The 20,809-nt window shown below is 38.3% G+C and carries 9 protein-coding genes and 1 other RNA gene; 6 read left to right on the plus strand and 4 right to left on the minus strand.

Annotated features, from left to right (window positions below; all coding sequences use genetic code 11):
• Position 1: 1 nt before the first annotated feature.
• Positions 2-934, minus strand: a complete 933-nt coding sequence (locus J7574_RS07125; protein WP_290966298.1) for a CPBP family intramembrane glutamic endopeptidase — start codon at positions 932-934, stop codon at positions 2-4.
• Positions 935-1,051: 117 nt separating this feature from the next.
• Here J7574_RS07125 and J7574_RS07130 point away from each other — a divergent pair, with 117 nt between their 5' ends.
• Positions 1,052-1,396, plus strand: coding sequence for an arsenate reductase family protein (locus J7574_RS07130; protein WP_290966301.1), 345 nt, complete (start codon positions 1,052-1,054; stop codon positions 1,394-1,396).
• 91 nt (positions 1,397-1,487) lie between these two features.
• Positions 1,488-3,959: a TonB-dependent receptor gene (locus J7574_RS07135; RefSeq protein ID WP_290966304.1), complete on the plus strand. Its 2,472-nt coding sequence runs from the start codon at positions 1,488-1,490 to the stop codon at positions 3,957-3,959.
• Positions 3,960-4,331: 372 nt separating this feature from the next.
• On the opposite strand, the gene J7574_RS07140 is transcribed toward J7574_RS07135, so the two are convergent.
• Both J7574_RS07140 and J7574_RS07145 read right to left on the minus strand, forming a co-directional pair.
• Positions 4,332-4,505, minus strand: a complete 174-nt coding sequence (locus tag J7574_RS07140; protein WP_111288649.1) for a hypothetical protein — start codon at positions 4,503-4,505, stop codon at positions 4,332-4,334.
• Positions 4,506-4,618: 113 nt separating this feature from the next.
• Positions 4,619-4,780 carry a hypothetical protein gene (locus tag J7574_RS07145; protein ID WP_290966309.1) on the minus strand — a complete coding sequence of 54 codons (162 nt, stop codon included), beginning with the start codon at positions 4,778-4,780 and terminating at the stop codon, positions 4,619-4,621.
• A gap of 77 nt (positions 4,781-4,857) precedes the next feature.
• On the opposite strand from J7574_RS07145, the gene fumC reads away from it, so the two are divergent.
• Entirely contained in the window at positions 4,858-6,243 is a 1,386-nt protein-coding gene (gene fumC / locus J7574_RS07150) for a class II fumarate hydratase (protein ID WP_290966311.1), read from the plus strand.
• Positions 6,244-6,431: 188 nt separating this feature from the next.
• On the opposite strand, the gene J7574_RS07155 is transcribed toward fumC, so the two are convergent.
• Positions 6,432-7,634: an NAD(P)-dependent oxidoreductase gene (locus J7574_RS07155; RefSeq protein WP_290966316.1), complete on the minus strand. Its 1,203-nt coding sequence runs from the start codon at positions 7,632-7,634 to the stop codon at positions 6,432-6,434.
• 241 nt (positions 7,635-7,875) lie between these two features.
• On the opposite strand from J7574_RS07155, the gene J7574_RS07160 reads away from it, so the two are divergent.
• The 3 genes from J7574_RS07160 (at position 7,876) to J7574_RS07170 (ending at position 20,808) form a co-directional block, all read left to right on the plus strand.
• The gene (locus J7574_RS07160; RefSeq protein WP_290966318.1) at positions 7,876-9,078 is read left to right on the plus strand and encodes a serine hydrolase; all 1,203 of its coding nucleotides are present in this window, start codon (positions 7,876-7,878) and stop codon (positions 9,076-9,078) included.
• A gap of 157 nt (positions 9,079-9,235) precedes the next feature.
• Positions 9,236-9,633: a transfer-messenger RNA gene (gene ssrA, locus J7574_RS07165) on the plus strand.
• Between the two features lie 831 nt (positions 9,634-10,464).
• Positions 10,465-20,808: a gliding motility-associated C-terminal domain-containing protein gene (locus J7574_RS07170; protein ID WP_290966321.1), complete on the plus strand. Its 10,344-nt coding sequence runs from the start codon at positions 10,465-10,467 to the stop codon at positions 20,806-20,808.
• Position 20,809: the final 1 nt, after the last annotated feature.

Here is a 20,809-nt window from a genome sequence, read left to right on the forward strand (position 1 = left end):
CTTAAGCTTTTAATTCGACATTAGTAATATTTCCTGTTAACTTTTCTTTCCAATTTGTCCAACCGTATTTTTTACTGAAAATAAAAAGCAGAATCGGATAAATAACCACAATTGGCAGAATTACATCTATTCCTGCCGAGGGTTCTGAAAGATCTTTAAATATAGAATTCGTTTGAAAAACGGTCCAATCTGAAGTAACTAACAATGCTCCAACAAGGTTATTTGCAGCGTGAAATCCAAGTGCAAGTTCCATTCCTTCATCCATCAAGGTTATCACCCCTAAAAACAATCCTGTTCCTATGTAGTAAATCATTATAATATTTCCCATTTTTTCCACTTCTGGATTGGTCCAGTGCATCGAGCCAAATATGATAGAAGTCATCAGGAGCGGAAACCATCTGTTTTGAGCTAAATTGGCAAACCCCTGCATTAAATATCCTCTAAAAACATATTCTTCTGTACTGGTTTGAATTGGTATTAAAAGACAACCTAAAACGGCTAATATCAAAAAAGGAACTAATTTAAATTGCAGCACAAATTGCTCTGGAGCTTTCAAATACACAAATAAAAAACTAAGCAGTGAGAAAAATGTCCAAAGGAAAAAAGAAAACCAAATCCGCTTCCAATCTACTTTTGCTCTTGAAGTGGTAATCGAAAGCAAAGTTTGATGATGAATAAATTTTATCACAAAATAAATTCCCACAAAAGCAAAAACAAAGGAAATCATTATCAGAAAAAGCGTCGTATTGGATTCGAACATATTCATAATACCTTCGTTAGTTGTTGGAAATGCAATATGTTCGGTAAATGTTTTATAAAATACGGCTGCGGTAAGCGGAATTTGTCCTACAAAAGATGCTGAAATAATGAAGACAGATCCTAAAAGATATTTCCAAAATTTATTTTCAGGTTTAATTCCTTGTTCTAAAAACATACATTTAAAATTTTAAAAAAATGAGAATTCAAATTCGATAAGTTAATCTTACTTTTGGTACTGCGAAAATACCCCTTTTTACATTATTAATATTTGAAACTATTAAATATAGCAAAAATGATACAAATTTACCATAATCCGAGATGCGGAAAATCAAGAAATTGTCTTGCTTTTATCGAAAAATCGAATCAAGATTTTGAAATTATACCTTACTTAACTGAAACTCCAACTTTTGAACAGCTAAAAACATTATTGGGCCAATTAAATCTTGAACCAATTCAACTTATTAGAACCAAAGAAAAAATATGGGTTGAAAATTTTAAAGGCAAAACTTTGAGCAACGATGAGATTATTAATACTATGGTAGAAAATCCTATTTTAATTGAACGTCCGATTGTTGTAAAAGACGGAAAAGCTATTATTGGACGAGATCCAGAATTGGTTGCTTTCTTTTTAGATTGATTCTAAAATATTCCTATTAACATTTTTTTGTGATTTCTCTCTTTAAACCAAAAACTACATTTGCCGTCTAAAGAGAAAAGAAAACCAGAAAATGAAAAAAATCAAATTTGCTGTATTACTTGTATTCTTGTTTACAAGTTTTTACAATTACTCTCAACAAGGAAGCCCAGGAGGTAAAAACAAAGTGAAAGTCTCTGGAAAAGTCTTCGAAAAAGTAAGCAAACAACCATTAGAATATGCTACTATTTCGATTACTGCGCCAAATGATACAAAAGTTGTTGCAGGAGGTATTACAAATCCAAAAGGAGAATTTGAAGTTGCTGTTGCACCTGGAACTTACGATATAAAAGTGGAATTTATTTCCTTTAAATCAACCGAAATTAAAGGGAAAAACATTCAAGACGACACCAATTTAGGCGTAGTAAATCTATCTGAAGATGCTGCTCAATTAAATGAAGTTGTAGTTCGTGCTGAAAAATCGACAGTTGAGATTAAACTAGACAAAAAAGTATATAGCGTTGGACAAGATATGATGGTAAAAGGAGGAACTGTAAGCGATGTTCTTGACAATGTACCATCTGTTTCTGTTGATACTGAAGGAAATGTAAGTTTAAGAGGAAGCGACAATATTCGAATTTTAATTGATGGACGACCATCTAATGCGATCAATATTGCCGAAGCACTGCGCCAGCTTCCTGCCGATGCGATTGACAAAGTAGAAGTTATCACTAACCCATCTGCGCGTTACGACGCAGAAGGAGGTTCTGGAATCATCAACATTATCCTTAAAAAAGGTAAAAATCAAGGTTTCAACGGAAGTGTAATTGCTTCAGGTGGTATTCCTGAAACTTATGGATTAAGCGGTAATTTAAATTATAAAACCGAAAAATTAAACTACTTCACGACTTTAGGTTACAACCACAGAACCAACGAAGGAGCTGGATTAACTAATACTGAATATCTAAACGCAGATGGAACTCCAAAAGGATATTTGGACGAAGATCGTGACACCAAAAGAACATCTGATGGTTTTAACGGAAGAGCGGGAATCGAATGGACTGTCGCTCCAAACACCTACTGGACAAATGCCATTAACTATCAAAAAAGTTCAGGCGATACGCGAGATCTGATTAATTACTATAATTATGATGCAGCACATGCTTTTACTGGAACTTCTTTCCGATTAAACAATGGAGATACTGGAAGCCAAAACGTAGAATATACTTCTAATTTAATCAAAAACTTCAACGACAAAGGACATAAGCTAACTGCCGATTTATCGATTTCAAAAAACAATGACGATAACACCAGTATCATTACAGCTTCTCCAAATTACAACAATACATTAAACGATCAGGTTCAAAAGCAAGTATTATTTCAAGCAGATTACGTTTTGCCATTAGGAAAAGGAAGCCAGTTTGAAGCGGGTTACAAAGGTAGTTTTGGAGATTTGAATAACGAATACTATGTAACTGACGAAAATGGTTTAAAAGATCCAAACTTGTCTAATACATTAGAATACAAAGAAAACATCAACGCTTTATATACGCAATATGGTTTCAAAGTAAATAAATTCTCTTACTTGTTTGGTCTTCGTTGGGAAGACACAGACATTCACGTAAACTTGCTTGAAACTAAAGATTTCAATACAAAAAAGTACAATAACTTGTTTCCAAGTGCATTTGTGAGTTATGAACTTTCAGATGAAAGCAGTTTTTCTGTAAGCTATAGCAAGCGTTTAACGAGACCTAGAGGACGTTTTATGAACCCAGCGGTAAACTATGCAAGCAATATCAATATTTTTCAAGGAAATCCTGATTTAGATCCGTCATTAACAGACAAATATGATATTGGATATATCAAACGTTGGAGTAAATTAACATTCAATACCTCTGCTTATTTTGAAGACACAAAAGATGTTTTCAGTTTTGTGCGTACACCAAACGGAAATGTAGTAAATGGTATTCCTGTTATTTTAAACCGTCCTATCAACCTTGGAAGAGAACAAAAATTTGGTTTTGAATTTACCTTAAATTATACGCCATTCAAAATCTGGAGAATTAACAGTAACTTCAATTTTTATAACGTAAAAACAACTGGTGAAAACACTTATGTTGATTTCAACGGAAATACAGTAGTACAAAATCTTGATAATCAAGCCAACACTTGGTTTGCTCGAATCAACTCAAAATTGACTTTGCCGTACAAAATCGACTGGCAGTTAAGTGCAAACTATAATGGTTCACAAAAAACAGCTCAAGGAAAAAACTTAGATATGTTTGGTATGAATACAGCATTTAGCAAAGATGTTTTAAAAGACAAAGCGACTATTGCATTCAATATCAGCGATATTTTCAACTCTAGAATTATGAGATCGTATACCTATCTTCAAAATTCTACAACGCTTGAAAGTCAAACTGCTTATAGCGAGTTCCAGTTCCGTAAACGTCAGTTCAATTTATCGTTCACTTATCGTTTCAACAAACCAAAAGGCGAAAGAGATAAAAACGCACAGCCTAAAAATGAAGGCGGCGGTGAAGGCGGTGGAGATTTTCCTGGATAAACTTGTTTAAATTCCAATATCAAAAATTCCAAATTCCAATTCTTTTTGGAAAACTCAATATTAAAATTCCAAATTCCAACTTTACAATTGGGATTTGGAATTTTTCTTTTTAAGCCTATTTTACTTAATTATCCAACTTTGTCAAAGTTTAAAACTTTGACAAAGTTCTAAACGCAAATTATATTAAATTGAATTTTTCATTTTACAAAGAAACCCGACAGGTTTTTAAAACCTGTCGGGTTTAATTAGATACGTTCCAATTTTGGAATTTAGAATTTTGATATTGGAATTTTGATATTGGAATTTCTTTTTTTTTGGCACAAAAAAAAAGGACTCGCAAAACGGTCCCTTTTTTATGACATCAATCTAAAATTAAATAGATTGTTCTTCTTGTCTTTTTCTGGCTCTTTTTTCTTTAATCATTTCCCAGCTCGCTCCCGTAACCCAGTAAGATACGAAACCAACTAAGAAAAACATTAACCAAAACCCTATAGTTAGTATGGTTAAGAAAAGTAAAAAACCTAAGTACTGTGAAAATTCAAACATGTTTTCCGGAATTTTTGAATGTTACGACAAATGTAGGCTATATATTTTTTTTCAGCAATAAAATCTAAATCAATTTTCGTTAAATAACATTTATCCGTATATTTATACTCATTTTAAATAAGCTTTTTTTCAAACTTGAAGTCCTTTAAAATAAAGAGCTCAAAGAAATCATAATAATTTTCAGGAGCTATTTCCTGCTGTCCGCTGTATTCCCGATAAACAAAAACTACGGCTAAAAAGCCTTGTTTTTCTAAATCGGGAGATGCCGCTCCCATCAGCTAAGAGACTCATTTTCAAAAGAAGTTTAATTTACATCTTACATTTCACAAATAACATTTTTACATACAACATAATGAAATATAGAATAGAAAAAGACACTATGGGCGAAGTTCAAGTCCCAGCCGATAAATATTGGGGTGCACAAACAGAACGTTCCAGAAACAATTTCAAAATCGGACCAGCGGCCTCTATGCCAAAAGAAATTATAGAAGGCTTTGCTTATCTAAAAAAAGCTGCCGCTTATGCCAATTACGACTTAGGCGTTCTACCAATCGAAAAAAGAGATGCCATTGCCGCAGTTTGCGACGAAATTCTAGAAGGCAAACTAGACGATCAGTTTCCCTTAGTAATTTGGCAAACAGGTTCTGGCACACAAAGCAATATGAATGTTAACGAAGTAATTGCCAACCGTGCTCAAGTTCTTAAAGGTTTTGAAATTGGTGAAGGCGAACAATTCATAAAAGCCAATGATGATGTAAACAAATCACAATCATCAAACGATACTTTCCCAACCGGAATGCACATTGCAGCTTATAAAATGGTAGTAGAAACTACAATTCCAGGAGTTGAAAAACTTCATGCTACTCTAGCAAAAAAAGCAGCGGAATATAAAGACGTTGTAAAAATCGGACGTACGCATTTAATGGACGCGACACCTTTAACGCTTGGACAAGAAATTTCAGGTTATGCAGCGCAATTGGCCTTCGGACTGAAAGCTTTAAAAAACACTTTAGCCCATTTATCTGAAATCGCGCTTGGAGGAACAGCTGTCGGCACAGGATTAAACACTCCGAAAGGATACGATGTAAAAGTGGCGGAATATATTGCCAAATTTACCAATCATCCTTTTGTGACAGCAGAAAACAAATTTGAAGCTCTTGCTGCTCACGATGCCATTGTAGAAACTCACGGCGCTTTAAAACAGTTAGCCGTTTCTTTAAATAAAATCGCCAATGATGTGAGAATGCTGGCTTCGGGTCCGCGTTCTGGAATTGGCGAAATTCACATCCCTGAAAACGAACCTGGTTCTTCTATCATGCCTGGAAAAGTGAATCCGACGCAATGTGAAGCTTTAACAATGGTGTGCGCTCAAGTTATCGGAAACGATATGGCAATTGCTGTTGGAGGTATGCAAGGGCATTATGAGCTAAATGTTTTTAAACCTGTAATGGCTGCCAACTTTTTACAGTCGGCACAATTGTTAGGAGATGCTTGTGTTTCTTTTGACGAACATTGCGCACAAGGAATTGAACCAAACCACAAAAGAATTAAAGAATTGGTAGATAATTCTTTAATGCTAGTTACAGCTTTAAACACCAAAATCGGATATTACAAAGCAGCGGAAATTGCTCAAACCGCTCATAAAAACGGAACGACTTTAAAAGAAGAAGCTGTTCGTTTGGGTTATGTAACTCCAGAAGATTTTGATGCTTGGGTGAAACCGGAGGATATGGTGTAAATAAGTTTTTTTTGTTTCATGTTTCATGTTTCATGTTTCATGTTGGAAATACTCAACGTATAAAAAAACTATATAAATGAAAAAGGAGAAAATTAAAAATTTTCTCCTTTTTCATAACTTGAAACTTGAAACTTGAAACTTGAAACTTGAAACTTGAAACTTGAAACCTCAAGACATGAAACCAAAATTTACTTCCCATCCACGTAATCCTGAAGATAGCTAAATCTTTCTGTCAGTTTTCCGTTTTCTGTGATTTTGGCACGTTTTAAGATTCCGTCTTTGTCTCCGTTGAAGAAAGCTGGAATTACATGTTCCATAAATTGCTCTCCAAAACCTTCGCTGGAATCTTTTGGGATTTCGCAAGGCAAATTATCAACCGCCATCACTGCAACAGCCGCTGGATGAAAGAAATCTACTTCGCGATCTTCTAATGGAAAATATCCGTACAACGGATCTTCAATTGTAGAAGAACGAACTGTACACGCAATTGGTCCGTTAACATCACAAGAAATATCGGCAACCACTTTCAATTTGCAGTCACTCGCATTCAGCATTTCTTTTGTTAAAATCATTGGAGCATTACTTGCATAAAAATGTCCTGCAAAATAAATATCCGACACTTTTGTGAATCTCTCAAAATCTGATTCATATTCTTCTGGATGATTCACAAAATCAACAAAATCCAAAACTTGACCGTCTTTTCTTTTGTTATATTCTAAAACATCCAACTGCACATAAACCGCTTGAGCATATTTTTTAGTCAAATAATTATCTATCGTAATTTCTTTTACTTTTATAGCATCTAGAATTTCTTTTGCTCCGCTCCCTACCTTTCCAGTTCCCGTAACTACAAATTTTAGAGCTGGCATTGTAATTCGTTTTAAATGCTTGATCAAATCTTCTTTTCCTGAAAGCGTTTCGGCTTTAGGAAGTTTGAACAATTCAAATTTAATTCCGAAAGCTCTAATACCGTTATATACACCAACCATTCCGGCATATTTTCCAAAACCAATTAAACGATGGTCGTGTTCGTTTACAATAGTTTCATGATCGTATAAATCGATATTTTTTTCTAAAATAGCTTGAAGCAATTTTCTATTATGAGGCTGTTTTTTAATCGTATGAGAAAAAAAGAAGTACGCTTTATTTGGAATCAAATTTTCTACAGGAACCTCTTTTACACCAAACAAAATATCACAATCAGATACATCATCGGTAATGGTAATTCCCATATTTTTATAATCATCATCAGAAAAAATTCTGATATCAGAGCTTTCAACTTTTACAGAGGCATCATGATAAAGTTGTTTTAGCTTTGTCAATTCATTTGGAGAAAATACTACTCTTCTATCTGGCGGGTTTTTTCTCTCTTTTATGATTCCAAATTTCATTTAAATTGATTTTTTAATATTAAATAATATAACTTTTTAAAACATATTTGTTTCAAATATAACAAATTTAGTTAAAATTTTGTTTTAAAAATTCTTTTTAAAATGTTTCAAAACCGTTAAAAGCTGAAAAACAAATGACTAAAATTTACTTTTCTTAAAAAAATGTTAAAAAACACAAATTAGAGCCCCAGAACCAAGAATACAACAAAATTGAATTCGATATATTTGTTTTTAAAGAACGATGCAAATGATTTTCCTTAAAAAAACAAAGATACCACAAATACTTTTTTCTATACTAGTTTTAAGTTCTTGCGGTGAAAACAAAAAAACAGCAACAGATACTACTCAAGCAGTCGAAGATACCTTACCAAAAATGAAGCCGTTAGGAGCTGAAAAGCCCGTTTCGCAGGCTTATAAAAATTCGGTTGTCGGCAGAATAAATCACTTTTACAATAAAAATTGGCCTAATAATACCATGAACGGAAGCTTCTTGGTGGCCAAAAACGGACAGATTTTATTTGAACGTTATAATGGTTTTGCCAATAAAAATGAAGGCACCAAAATAACACCGGAGACACCCGTGCAAATTGCTTCTGTAAGCAAGGTTCTAACAGCTACAGCGGTTTTAAAACTGGTTAATGCAGGTAAAATTGATTTAGACCAAAAGGTAAATACGATTTTAAAAACTTTCCCATACGAAGAATGCACCATCAGAATGTTATTAGATCATCGCACTGGAATGCGTAATTATGCTTATTTTACAGATCGCGATAAATCTATTTGGGACAGACACAATCAATTAACTAATAAAGATATTCTAGACATTTTAGCCACAAAAAATATTGGTTTAGAGTCTAGAACCGGAACTCGTTTTAGCTACTGCAATACCAACTATGCGATGCTTGCTCTTATTATTGAAAAAATTACAGGTTTAAGTTATAAAGAAGCTATGTCTGAAATGATTTTCAAACCGCTTGGAATGACTCATACGTATATTTTTGACGACGATAAAGACAGAAAGAAAATTGTTCCTTCTTATAAAGGTAACGGTGTAGAAATTGGTTTTGACTATCTTGATAATGTTTACGGAGATAAAAATGTTTTCTCTACAGCTAGAGATCTTTTAAAATTTGACAGAGCAAGACAATCGCCAGATTTCTTAAAACCTGAATTATTGAAACAGGTTTACACAGGTTACAGCAACGAACGCAAAGGAACTAAAAATTATGGTCTAGGAATTAGAATGATTAACTGGGAAACAGGTCAGAATTTCTATTTCCATAATGGCTGGTGGCACGGAAACACCTCATCTTACATTACTTTGATGAAAGAAGGTGTAACAATTATTGCGCTTTCTAATAAGATGACAAGAAACACTTATGCGGTTCGTAAACTAGCTCCGATCTTTGGAGATTATCCTTTTAATTTTAAAGACGAAGAATAAAATTATAGTCGCAAAGCCGAAAGTCAAAAGTCGTAAAGTCTTAAAAAACACTTGCCAATGCTGACTTTGGACTTTCGACTTTTGACTTTATGACTTTTTTTTAAAAATTTTAGCAGAAAGTAATTTCAAATACTCTAAATTTGCAGACTTATTTTTTGGGGTCGACTGGTTTTGACAGCGAGTCGAATTGAACAGTAAGCACGTCGAGCATTGAGACCTTGCTCGTAAATATAAGATCTCAAACTTTTACACGGCGAAAATAATTACGCTTTAGCTGCATAATCCGAATCATAGTACGATTGCGCCACGTCTCTACAAGGTAGAGAAGCTGGATTCTCCTGGAAAGCCTTGGTTTGTGGCGTTCCGTTCAGGGGAACCGTAAAAATAAACCTAGATTTCCATGAGCTTCGGGTGGATTTCGAAAATTAAGAAGATAAGTGTTGGGTGGTTGTTTCTGGCCTAGCTCAACATCGAAAATCCAATCAGGAAATAAGCGTGTAGAAAGCTCTTTAGTTGCTCGTTTGGACCCGGGTTCGATTCCCGGCGACTCCACAGAAAAGGAAGGTATTAAAAATACCTTCCTTTTTTTATTCCATTTGATTTTATTTTTCACTTCACTTATATTCTAATCAAGCTTGAAACTATGCTTTATTGAAGCAGGAGATTTCTAAACAATTCCTTTAAAATTTTCTTGTTGAAAAAAGTTATTAAACAAGTACATGAAAAACAAACAACTAAATATCAACAAATTACAAGTAATTATTAAAATTTATTACATATTAAGATTTTTTCATTTTAACATATTCAATATATTTTTAGTACATTTTTTAATTTATGAAGTATTTTTTTGATAAATTAGTTAAAATTTTCTTAACAGGAATACTATGGCAGAAATAGGCTAATTTATTTTCAATACAATTTGAAGTAAAGAAAATATTTCTCCATTTATAGATTCAACCAAAATAATCCTAAATAATACCACACAGTTTATGAAATGTTTGCATTCAATTAGGAAAATTATTCTTACTACCTATTCAAGTAAGCATAAGAGACAGGTTCAATTTCTTATCAAATTTTACAGCCCTTGTAAAATCCTTCAAACCTAACCGCTTACACAGCTAAAAATCTAAAGTCTTTTATTCAATAAATGATTACATGTTAATGGCTCTTTTTTATAGAAACGAATGCCAAAGCGCTACCTAAAAGCATTAATATCTTTATACTTTACACCAGCGTATTTTAGCATAATCATTATATGGAATATAAAAACTATTTGATTTTTAATTGAAATCAAAAAAGCATCGAATTCCTTAATGGAGTAACTCCGTTTGAACTTTATTTATGCTTTATTTTTTTTGAATATCATCTTACTTAAATCTAGTTATAATGAAAAAAAACTACACTCTCCTCTTATTGTTAATGTATTTATTTTTATTACCGGGATTTTCAGCCAATGCACAAACAGGTAATCCAGATTTTGAATTCTGGTTTGGCGTGCCGGGATGGGCTCCTGGGTATAACTCACCTCAAAAGATCCATTTTACTGGGGTTGGTTTACCCTCGGCGACCAATTATTATACGATCGACATGCCTGCTGCCGCAGCGCAACCTGCAGGATGGCCGCTATCGGGTTCTGTAGCAGGTGGTGGATCTGCTATTGTAGATCTGTCTTCAGTTATCAATAGCATCACAGTCGCCCCAGCCAACAGTGTAGAAAACAAAGGAATCCGCATTCGCATTTGGGGCAAAATGGGTGCCTATTATGCTAACGAAACAGGTAATAATTACGGTACTATTCCGTTACGCGGACCAAATGCTTTGGGTACTTCTTTTATTGTTCCAGGACAAAATTTATATGCCATTGGTAATGGATATGGCGGAGCAAATTCTGAAGCTGTAATTACAGCTACAGAAGACAACACGATTGTTACCATAACACCTTCCGAGGCCATTGTCGGCCATGGCGCCAATGTGCCTTTTAGCATCACACTCAATAAAGGGCAAAGTTATAGAGCTGAAAGCATGACAAAAACGGGCAAACATTTGGCTGGTACTATAATTACTTCCACCAACCCTGTTGTGGTAACTTATAGTGATGATTTGCTACAGGCAGGTAGTGCAGCAGACAACGGAGGAGACCAGTTGGTTCCAATTAGTAAGCTAGGCAATGATTATGTACATGTACGCACCAATCTTACAACGGCATCAGAAAGCATTTTTCTTACGGGAAGCCAAGATGGCACCACTATAACAGTTTTTGATGGTACTACTACAACGACGTTGGTAGTGGATAAAGCCCAAACCGTTCGATATGCTCTAGCAGCAGGAAAAAATGTGGCATATATACATTCAGACAAGCCTATTTCTGCCTATCAATTGGGAGGAAATGGAGGTGAATTGGGCTCAGGAATTCTTACCCCTGCTGCAGATTGTAAGGGTATTGATTTTCTAGCATTTCAATATCCCAGCTCTGCATCTACGACTTTTTTTAATATAGTAGTTCCTAGCAGTGCTATTGGAGGCTTTACAATAACTAGCAGCAGCGGCACTATGACAAGCCAGCCTATTACAGCGGCTGATTTTATTGATGTTCCTGGTTTTACGGGCTGGAAATATGTGCGAAAACAGATCAACGGCTTTCCGGGCATTTCTCCTGGCAATACTTTAACCATACGAAATTCTATAGGCAAATTCCTTTTTTATCAAAATATGTATTCATCTGCCGGAGGTGGCGGTGGAGATTTTAGTAATTTCTCTGATTTTGGAAATATCGTTCTATTCCCTAAAGCTGAACATGTCTGCGGTTCTAATACTATTGAGCTAAAAAGTGGCATTATAAAATACAATACCGATATTGCCAGTATCAGTTGGACTGGCCCGAATGGTTATACCAGCAGTGCCGCAGATCCAGTTTTGAGCAGTTACACGGCTGCTAATGCAGGCACTTATCATCTAACCGTTATTGATGCCAACGGATGTCCATATTCTGAAAATTTGATAGTAAATCTTCCAATAACCGATATTACAGTATCTCCAAATAATCCAACGGCCTGTACTGGTGCAGCCGTTCATTTTAGTTCTGCAGCTGTTCCCGCAGAAGCCGTTCCAAGCAGCATAAGCTGGACGGGACCAAATGGTTTTACCAGCACTGAGGCCAATTTCGATATCAATGCGCTCAATGCTTCACATTCGGGCACTTATACCAGCACATATATTGACAAATATGGCTGTCCAATATCCAAAAGCACTACCCTCACAGTAGATCCAAGTACAGTGACACCTTTTACCGTTACCGTATTAGGTTCCAATAAATTAAACTGCGGCACGCCTTCTGTAACACTGAGTGCTGCAAGCTATACTGCTGGCTTAGATTATGAGACCTTTAGGCCTTATAATGCAACTTCACTTTTTGCCAGTGGAGATTTTAGCACTATAACTACTGGATTTTACAATCAGGCACCTACTAGCACAGGAGTGGCATCACAAATGAATCTTGCAGGACTTATTGGAATTACGCCAGCTTCTTCGACTGCTTATGGTGTAAAGTATAAAGGCTTTATTAATATTGCCACTGCAGGCACCTATATTTTTTACACCAATAGTAAGGACGGCAGCAATTTATATATAGACGGATCATTGCGTGTAAGCAATGATGGCGGGCATGCTGCAACAGAGGTTGCCTCTGCTGCGTTTTCGCTATCGGCGGGCTATCATACTATTGAGGTAAATTATTTTGACGGTCCATCAGGAGCTGGTTCATTAACGGTTTCTTACGAAAGGACTTCTGCCCCTCTCCTAGCAAAAGCAGCAGTGCCTGCATCTGTCTTGTTTCATCCAGGAGGAGCTGGACCATCACTCACCTATACATGGACAAATAACAATGATGCAAATGTGGTAAATGGAAGTTCAATCTCTGTTACAGCACCTGGTATCTATACCTTAACTGGTACTAGTGCTGGTGGAGGCTGTAGTTCATCTTACAACTATGAAGTAAAAAAGATTGAAGATTACGATTATAGCGACTTAGCATCTCCATGGCCTGTAGCGCAGGCAAAAATTTTGAGCTGTGTGGCTGCAGGCGTGCCATCTGGCAATAATGGCGCTGTTTGGGCAGGAAATGGGATAAGCATTGAAACAAGTCCATTACGAAATGCAACAGGAACTGCCGATACATTTGATGATGGATTAAGTTTTCCTTTAGTTTCAGGAACATCTATTACAGCCAATATAAGTTTGAACAGCAATACGCCAGGAACAGCAGTAAACTACGGTCTGTGGTTTGATTGGAATAATGACGGTGATTTTTCTAATGATGTTGACGGCAATGGCAATAATGCTTTTTATAGTGGCAGCGGTACTGCCGGAAGCACTGTTTCTAGAACAATTGTTGCGCCAGCTGGAGCTTCTTCAACATATAAAGTCAGACTCATTGTGGCCAGCATACCAGTTGTATTCACTGGATTTGATGATATTTTTGATAATGGAGAGGTGGAAGATTATGCCAATTTACAAATAAGCGGCATTGTTTTTAATGATGCCAACGGCTTAAATGGAAGTCCTGCCAATACAGTAAACGGAACTGGCACCAATGCTGGCGGTTTGACAGCCGTATTGGTGAATAGTACAGGAAACGTAGTAGCCAATGCCTCAGTAGCCGCCAATGGCACCTATAATTTTTCTTTAGTAAATCCTGTTGTAGGAACATATAGCATTGTTTTGAGTACAGTAGCGGGAACCATTGGTTCTTCTGCTCCAAATGCCAGTTTACCAGCTGGCTGGGCAAACACAGGAGAAAACCTTGGAACTGCAGCTGGAAATGATGGAACGGTAAATGGTGTTTTGACCAATGTTGTTATAGGCACAACTGCTATTGCCAATGCCAATTTCGGAATTGATAATATACCAGTGGCAAATACCGCATCAGATTGTCAGGTTGATCCAGGCGGAAACACAAAAATGAATGTACCGGTTTTAACTGGTAGTGACATTGAGGATGGCACTTACAATGGCACAAGCAGTACCAATACTATAAAAATTGCTACTTTGCCTGCCAATGGAATTTTGTTTTATAATAATGTTGCTGTAACTGCAGGACAAATAATTTCAAATTACAACCCTAACCAATTAACTATTGATCTTAACGATGGTTTTGATACGGTATCATTTACTTTCAGCGAAATCGATGCAGCAGGTGTTGAAAGTGCTCCTGCAACTGTAACGGTATCTACTGCATACGCTGGACCAGATCAGTCAACTTTTCCTGGATCTCCTGCTACTATGGCAGCTGTTGGAACAGGTACATGGACGGCAGATGCCAGCAATCCTGATCCTGTAACGATTACTGACCCAACAAGTCCAACAACTACAATAACAGGTTTTGACACACCTTCTGGAGTTTATCATTTTACTTGGACAAGTTCTAATGGATGTACAGATACTGCTTTAGTGGGAACTCCCCTATCTGTAGTTATTGCCAACGATGATACAGGAAATACCGTAAACGGATTTACTGGCGGAACCTCATTTACAAATGTATTGTCTAATGACACTTTAAATGGAAATCCAGCAACAACGCTAAATGTAAATGTTTCTTTTGTCAGCTCGACCAATGCAGGAATCAGTTTGTCGGGGACGAATGTTATAGTTGCTCCTGGCACACCTGCTGGAAATTATACCCTAACGTATAGAATTTGTGAAATTGCAAACCCAACAAATTGTGATGACGCAATAGTTACTGTTCCTGTAATAGGAGCTGATTTAGCAGTTGCTAAAACTGCTGACAATGCTACACCTACCGTTGGCACAAATATCACTTTTACGATAACTGCTACTAATAATGGTCCAGTTAACGCAACAGGTGTAAATGTTTCAGATGCATTGCCATTAGGATATACCTTGGTAAGCGCAACTCCAAGTATCGGAACGTGGACAGCTCCAAATTGGGCTATTGGCAATTTACCTAATGGTGCAAGCGCAACCTTAGTTATAGTTGCCAAAGTCAATTCTAGCGGACCTTATGCCAACACAGCTACTATTTCAGGAAATGAGTCAGATACTGTCCCAACAAATAATACAAGTACTTTTACTCCAACACCAGTATCAAGCAGTGATTTATCGGTTGTTAAAACGGTAAGTACAAGCTCTCCTACGGTCGGAGCAAATGTAACTTTTACAATAACGGCCACTAATAATGGTCCAAGTGATGCAACAGGAGTCAATGTTGCGGAAACATTGCCAGCTGGTTATACCTTGGCAAACTCAGTTCCTTCGATAGGAACATATAATGGGACAACTTGGTTTATAGGGAATTTGGCTAATGGAGCAGCTGCCACTTTAACCATAACCGCTACTGTCAATGCTAGCGGTTCTTATGCCAATACGGCTACCATTTCAGGAAATGAACCCGATCCTACACTTCCAAACAATACAAGCACGAGCATACCAACACCGGTGGCAAGCAGTGATTTGTCGGTAGTAAAAACGATTAGCAATGCATCTCCTACAGTAGGCACAAATGTAACTTTTACAATAACGGCAACCAATAACGGTCCAAGTAATGCAACAGGAGTAAACGTCACCGAAACACTGCCAGTGGGCTATACTTTTGTGAGTGCAACCCCATCTGTCGGAACTTATAATGGCACTAATAATTGGGCAATAGGAAATTTGGCTAATGGTGCAAATGCAACTTTAACAATAGTTGCCACCGTTAATGCAAGTGGTCCATACGCCAATACCGCTACTATTGCAGGAAACGAGACAGATCCTGAACTATCAAATAATACAAGTACTGCTACCCCTTTACCTGTCTTTAGCTCTGATTTATCAATTGTTAAAATAATTAATACTGGTTCTCCAATAGTCGGTACCAATGTAACCTTTACCATAACAGCTACAAATAATGGCCCGAGTAATGCAACAAATGTAAATGTTGCAGAAACGCTGCCGTCTGGTTATACGTTTGTGAGTGCAACCCCATCTGTTGGAACTTATAATGGCACCACAAATTGGGCTATAGGCAATTTGGCTAATGGTGCAAATGCAACTTTAACAATAGTTGCTACAGTTGTTCCAAGTGCCCCCAATAACTATGCTAATACGGTGACTATATCAGGAAATGAACCAGATCCAACAACGCCAAATAACACAAGTACAAGTACGCCAATACCTATAGCAAGTGCAGATTTATCGGTTGTTAAAACTGCGAATATAGCAGACCCTATTGTGGGAACAAATATAACTTTTACCATAAGGGCTACCAACAATGGACCAAGTAACGCCACAGGAGTCAGCGTTGCAGAAACACTTCCTTCAGGTTATACCCTTGTGAGTTCAACACCATCAGTTGGCAGTTATAATGGCACAACTTGGAACATTGGCAACATGGCCAATGGAACAGTTGAAACCCTAACCATAATTGCAACAGTTCTTCCAAGTGCGACCAACGATTACGCAAACACGGCTACCATTTCAGGAAATGAGTCCGATCCTTCATTGTCAAACAATACAAGCACAGTTACCCCAACGGCAACGCTAAATGCCGATATATCGGTTGTTAAAACGGTTAGCACTAACTCTCCAAGAGTAGGAACTAACGTAACTTTTACAATAACAGCTGCTAATAATGGACCAAGCGATGCCACAGGAATAATTATTGAAGAAATAATTCCGGCGGGATATACTTTTATAAGTGCAACACCAAGTATTGGGAATTGGACAGCACCAAACTGGACGATCGGAAGTTTAACAAATGGATCCAGTGCCACTCTAACGATAGTGGCTAAAGTTAATGCTACTGGCCCATATGCTAATACAGCGTCTGTTACGGGAAGCGTCCCTGTCGATCTTGTACCGACAAATAATTCAAGCACAAGCACGCCAACTCCAGAAGCAAGTGCAGATTTATCGGTTGTTAAAACAGTTGACACCCATACTCCAATAGTTGGCACCAATGTAACTTTTACGATAACAGCTGTCAATAATGGTCCAAGTAACGCTACAAATGTAAATGTACAAGATATACTGCCGTCGGGTTATACTTTTGTAAGTGCTGCCCCAAGTACAGGATCATGGTCAGCGCCAAACTGGACAATTGCTAATTTAGCCGATGGCGCAAGTGCAAGCATAACAATTATTGCAACGGTCCTCCCAAGTGGCATATACGACAACACAGCCACGATTTCAGGAACTGAAACCGATCCAGTATTGTCAAATAACGAAAGTACAGTCCAACCAATAGTTCCAATATTTAGATCTGACTTATCAGTGGTTAAAACGGTAAATACCAATTCTCCAATAGTTGGCTCGAATGTAATTTTTACAATTACTGCTACTAATAATGGCCCTAGTGATGCTACAGGAGTGAACGTTGCCGAAACATTGCCGGCAGGATATACTTTTGTTAATGCAAGCCAATCGGCAGGTTTATATAATGGTGTAAATTCTTGGAATATAGGCGATTTATCAAGTGGAGCAACCGTTACTTTAACAATAATAGCTACAGTAAACGCAACTGGACCTTATGCTAACACGGCATCTATTTCGGGCGACCAGCCAGATCCATCTACAGCAAACAATACTAGCATAAGCACGCCAATACCGGTGGCTAGCAGTGATTTATCAGTCACTAAAACAGTTAATACCAGTTCTCCAATAGTTGGCTCTAATGTAATTTTTACAATTACAGCCACCAACAACGGGCCTAGTAATGCTACAGGAGTGAACGTTGCCGAAACACTGCCGTCAGGCTACACTTTTGTCAGCGCTACGCCATCAGCGGGAACCTATAACGGAACCGTTTGGACAATAGGAAGCCTTGCCAACGGAGCAAACGCCACCCTTAGCATTGTTGCAACAGTTAACGCGTCAGGATCGTATGCCAATACGGCAACGGCATCAGCAAACGAGCAGGATCCAAACCCGGCAAACAATATCAGCACGATTACTCCAATACCGGTTCCTGCTTCAGACCTGTCGGTAGTGAAAACAGCCGATAATGCTACGCCAGCCGTTGGAGCCAACGTGACTTTCACGATAACCGCCACCAACAACGGGCCTAGCGATGCTACGGGCATAAACGTTGCCGAAACACTGCCTTCAGGCTACACTTTTGTCAGCGCCACGCCATCAGCAGGAACCTATAACGGAACCGTTTGGACAATAGGGAGCCTTGCCAACGGAGCAAGCGCAACCCTTAGCATTGTTGCAACAGTTAACGCATCAGGACCGTATGCCAATACGGCAACAGTCTCTGCAAATGAGCAGGATCCTACCCTAGCAAACAATACTAGCACAAGCACACCAATACCAATGGCTAGCAGTGATTTATCTGTTGCTAAAACAGTTAATACCAGTTCTCCAATAGTTGGCTCGAATGTAATTTTTACAATTACAGCCACCAACAGCGGGCCTAGCGATGCCACAGGAGTGAGTGTTGCCGAAACACTGCCGTCAGGCTATACTTTTGTCAGCGCCACGCCATCATCGGGAACCTATAATGGAACAGTTTGGACAATAGGAAGCCTTGCCAACGGAGCAAACGCCACCCTTAGCATTGTTGCAACCGTTAACGCTTCAGGGTCGTATGCCAATACGGCAACGGCATCAGCAAACGAGCAGGATCCAAACCCAGCAAACAATATCAGCACGATCACTCCAATACCGGTTCCAAGTTCAGACCTGTCAGTAGTGAAAACAGCTGATAGCTCAGCGCCAGCCGTTGGAACCAACGTCACTTTCACGATAGCCGCCACCAACAACGGGCCTAGCGATGCTACGGGCGTAAATGTTGCCGAAACACTTCAATCAGGCTACACTTTTGTCAGCGCAACGCCATCAACTGGAACCTATAACGGAACCGTTTGGACAATAGGAAGCCTTGCCAATGGAGCAAGCGCCACCTTAAGCATTGTTGCGACTGTTAACGCTTCAGGATCGTATGCCAACACGGCAACGGCATCAGCAAACGAGCAGGATCCGAACACAGCAAACAATACTAGTACAAGCACGCCAATACCAGTGGCTAGCAGTGATTTATCAGTTACTAAAACAGTTAATACCAGCTCTCCAATAGTTGGCTCGAATGTAATTTTTACAATTACAGCCACCAACAACGGGCCTAGCGATGCCACAGGAGTGAGTGTTGCCGAAACACTGCCGTCAGGCTACACTTTTGTCAGCGCAACGCCATCATTGGGAACCTATAACGGAACCGTTTGGACAATAGGAAGCCTTGCCAATGGAGCAAGTGCCACCTTAAGCATTATTGCGACTGTTAACGCTTCAGGATCGTATGCCAACACGGCAACGGTATCTGCAAACGAGCAGGATCCGAACCCGGCAAACAATATCAGCACGATCACTCCAATACCGGTTCCGAGTTCAGACCTGTCAGTAGTGAAAACAGCTGATAATGCGGCTCCGGCCGTTGGAGCCAATATCACTTTCACGATAGCCGCCACCAACAGCGGGCCTGGCGATGCCACAGGAGTGAATGTTGCCGAAACACTGCCGTCAGGCTACACTTTTGTCAGCGCCACGCCATCAGCGGGAACCTATAACGGAACAGTTTGGACAATAGGAAGCCTTGCCAACGGAGCAAGCGCAACCCTTAGCATTGTTGCAACAGTTAATGCTTCCGGATCGTATGCCAATACAGCAACGGTATCAGCAAACGAGCAGGATCCGAACCCGGCAAACAATGCCAGCACCAGTACTCCGGCACCGATAGCAACTCCTCTTAAACAAGCCGATTTAAGTGTTGCAAAAACTGTAGATAACGCTTTCCCAAATGTTGGAGATACTGTTATTTTTACTCTTACGGCCTCTAATTTAGGGCCTAATGATGCGACAGGAGTTCAAGTGACCGAGTTATTGCAATCGGGTTACACTTTTGTAAGTGCCACGGCAGCAACAGGTACTACTTATAACAGCACTTCGGGACTTTGGACTATTGGAAATCTTGCCAACGGAGGCATTGCAGTGCTAACTGTAACAGCCAAAGTAAATGCAAGCGGGAACTATACCAACAGCGCTGCCATCTCAGGCAATCAGTCTGATCCTGTAAATACCAATAACAATCAAAGTGTTACCCCAATTCCGGTCAATAAAATAGTAGCTGTTAAAGATGATTTTACAGCCAATCCGGTTAGCACTTTAGGAGGCATTCTGTCAAATGTAATAAGCAACGATTTATTTAATGGCCAGCCGGTGAATCCAGCCAATGTAACCATTTCGCTGGTAAATGCTCCTTCTGGTTTTTCAATTGATGCCAACGGAAATATAACTATTCCAGAGGGGTTAGATATCGGCAGCCATTCTATTGAGTATCAAATATGCGACAAACTAAATCCAAACGTTTGCAGTACTTCTATTGTAGAATTTAGAGTAGCTGATGCGTGCGATTTTGACGATTCGCCAGTAAACTGCGATATTATTGTTCACAATGCCTTTACTCCTAACGACGATGCGGTAAACGATTATTTTTATATAGAAAATATCGAACGATATAAAGACAATAGAGTGCAGATTTATAATATATGGGGTGTTTTAGTTTATGAACAGCACGGATATGATAACAAAGCAGTTGCTTTTAAAGGATTCTCTGAAGGAAGGACCACAATCAACAAGTCAGAAGGACTGCCTGATGGGACTTATTATTATGTAATCGAATATGTCAAATCTAATAAAAAGGCCAAAAATGCTGCTGGCTATTTGTATTTAACCAGATAAA

It is taken from the genome of Flavobacterium sp. (genome assembly GCF_017744675.1).
Lineage (GTDB): Bacteria > Bacteroidota > Bacteroidia > Flavobacteriales > Flavobacteriaceae > Flavobacterium.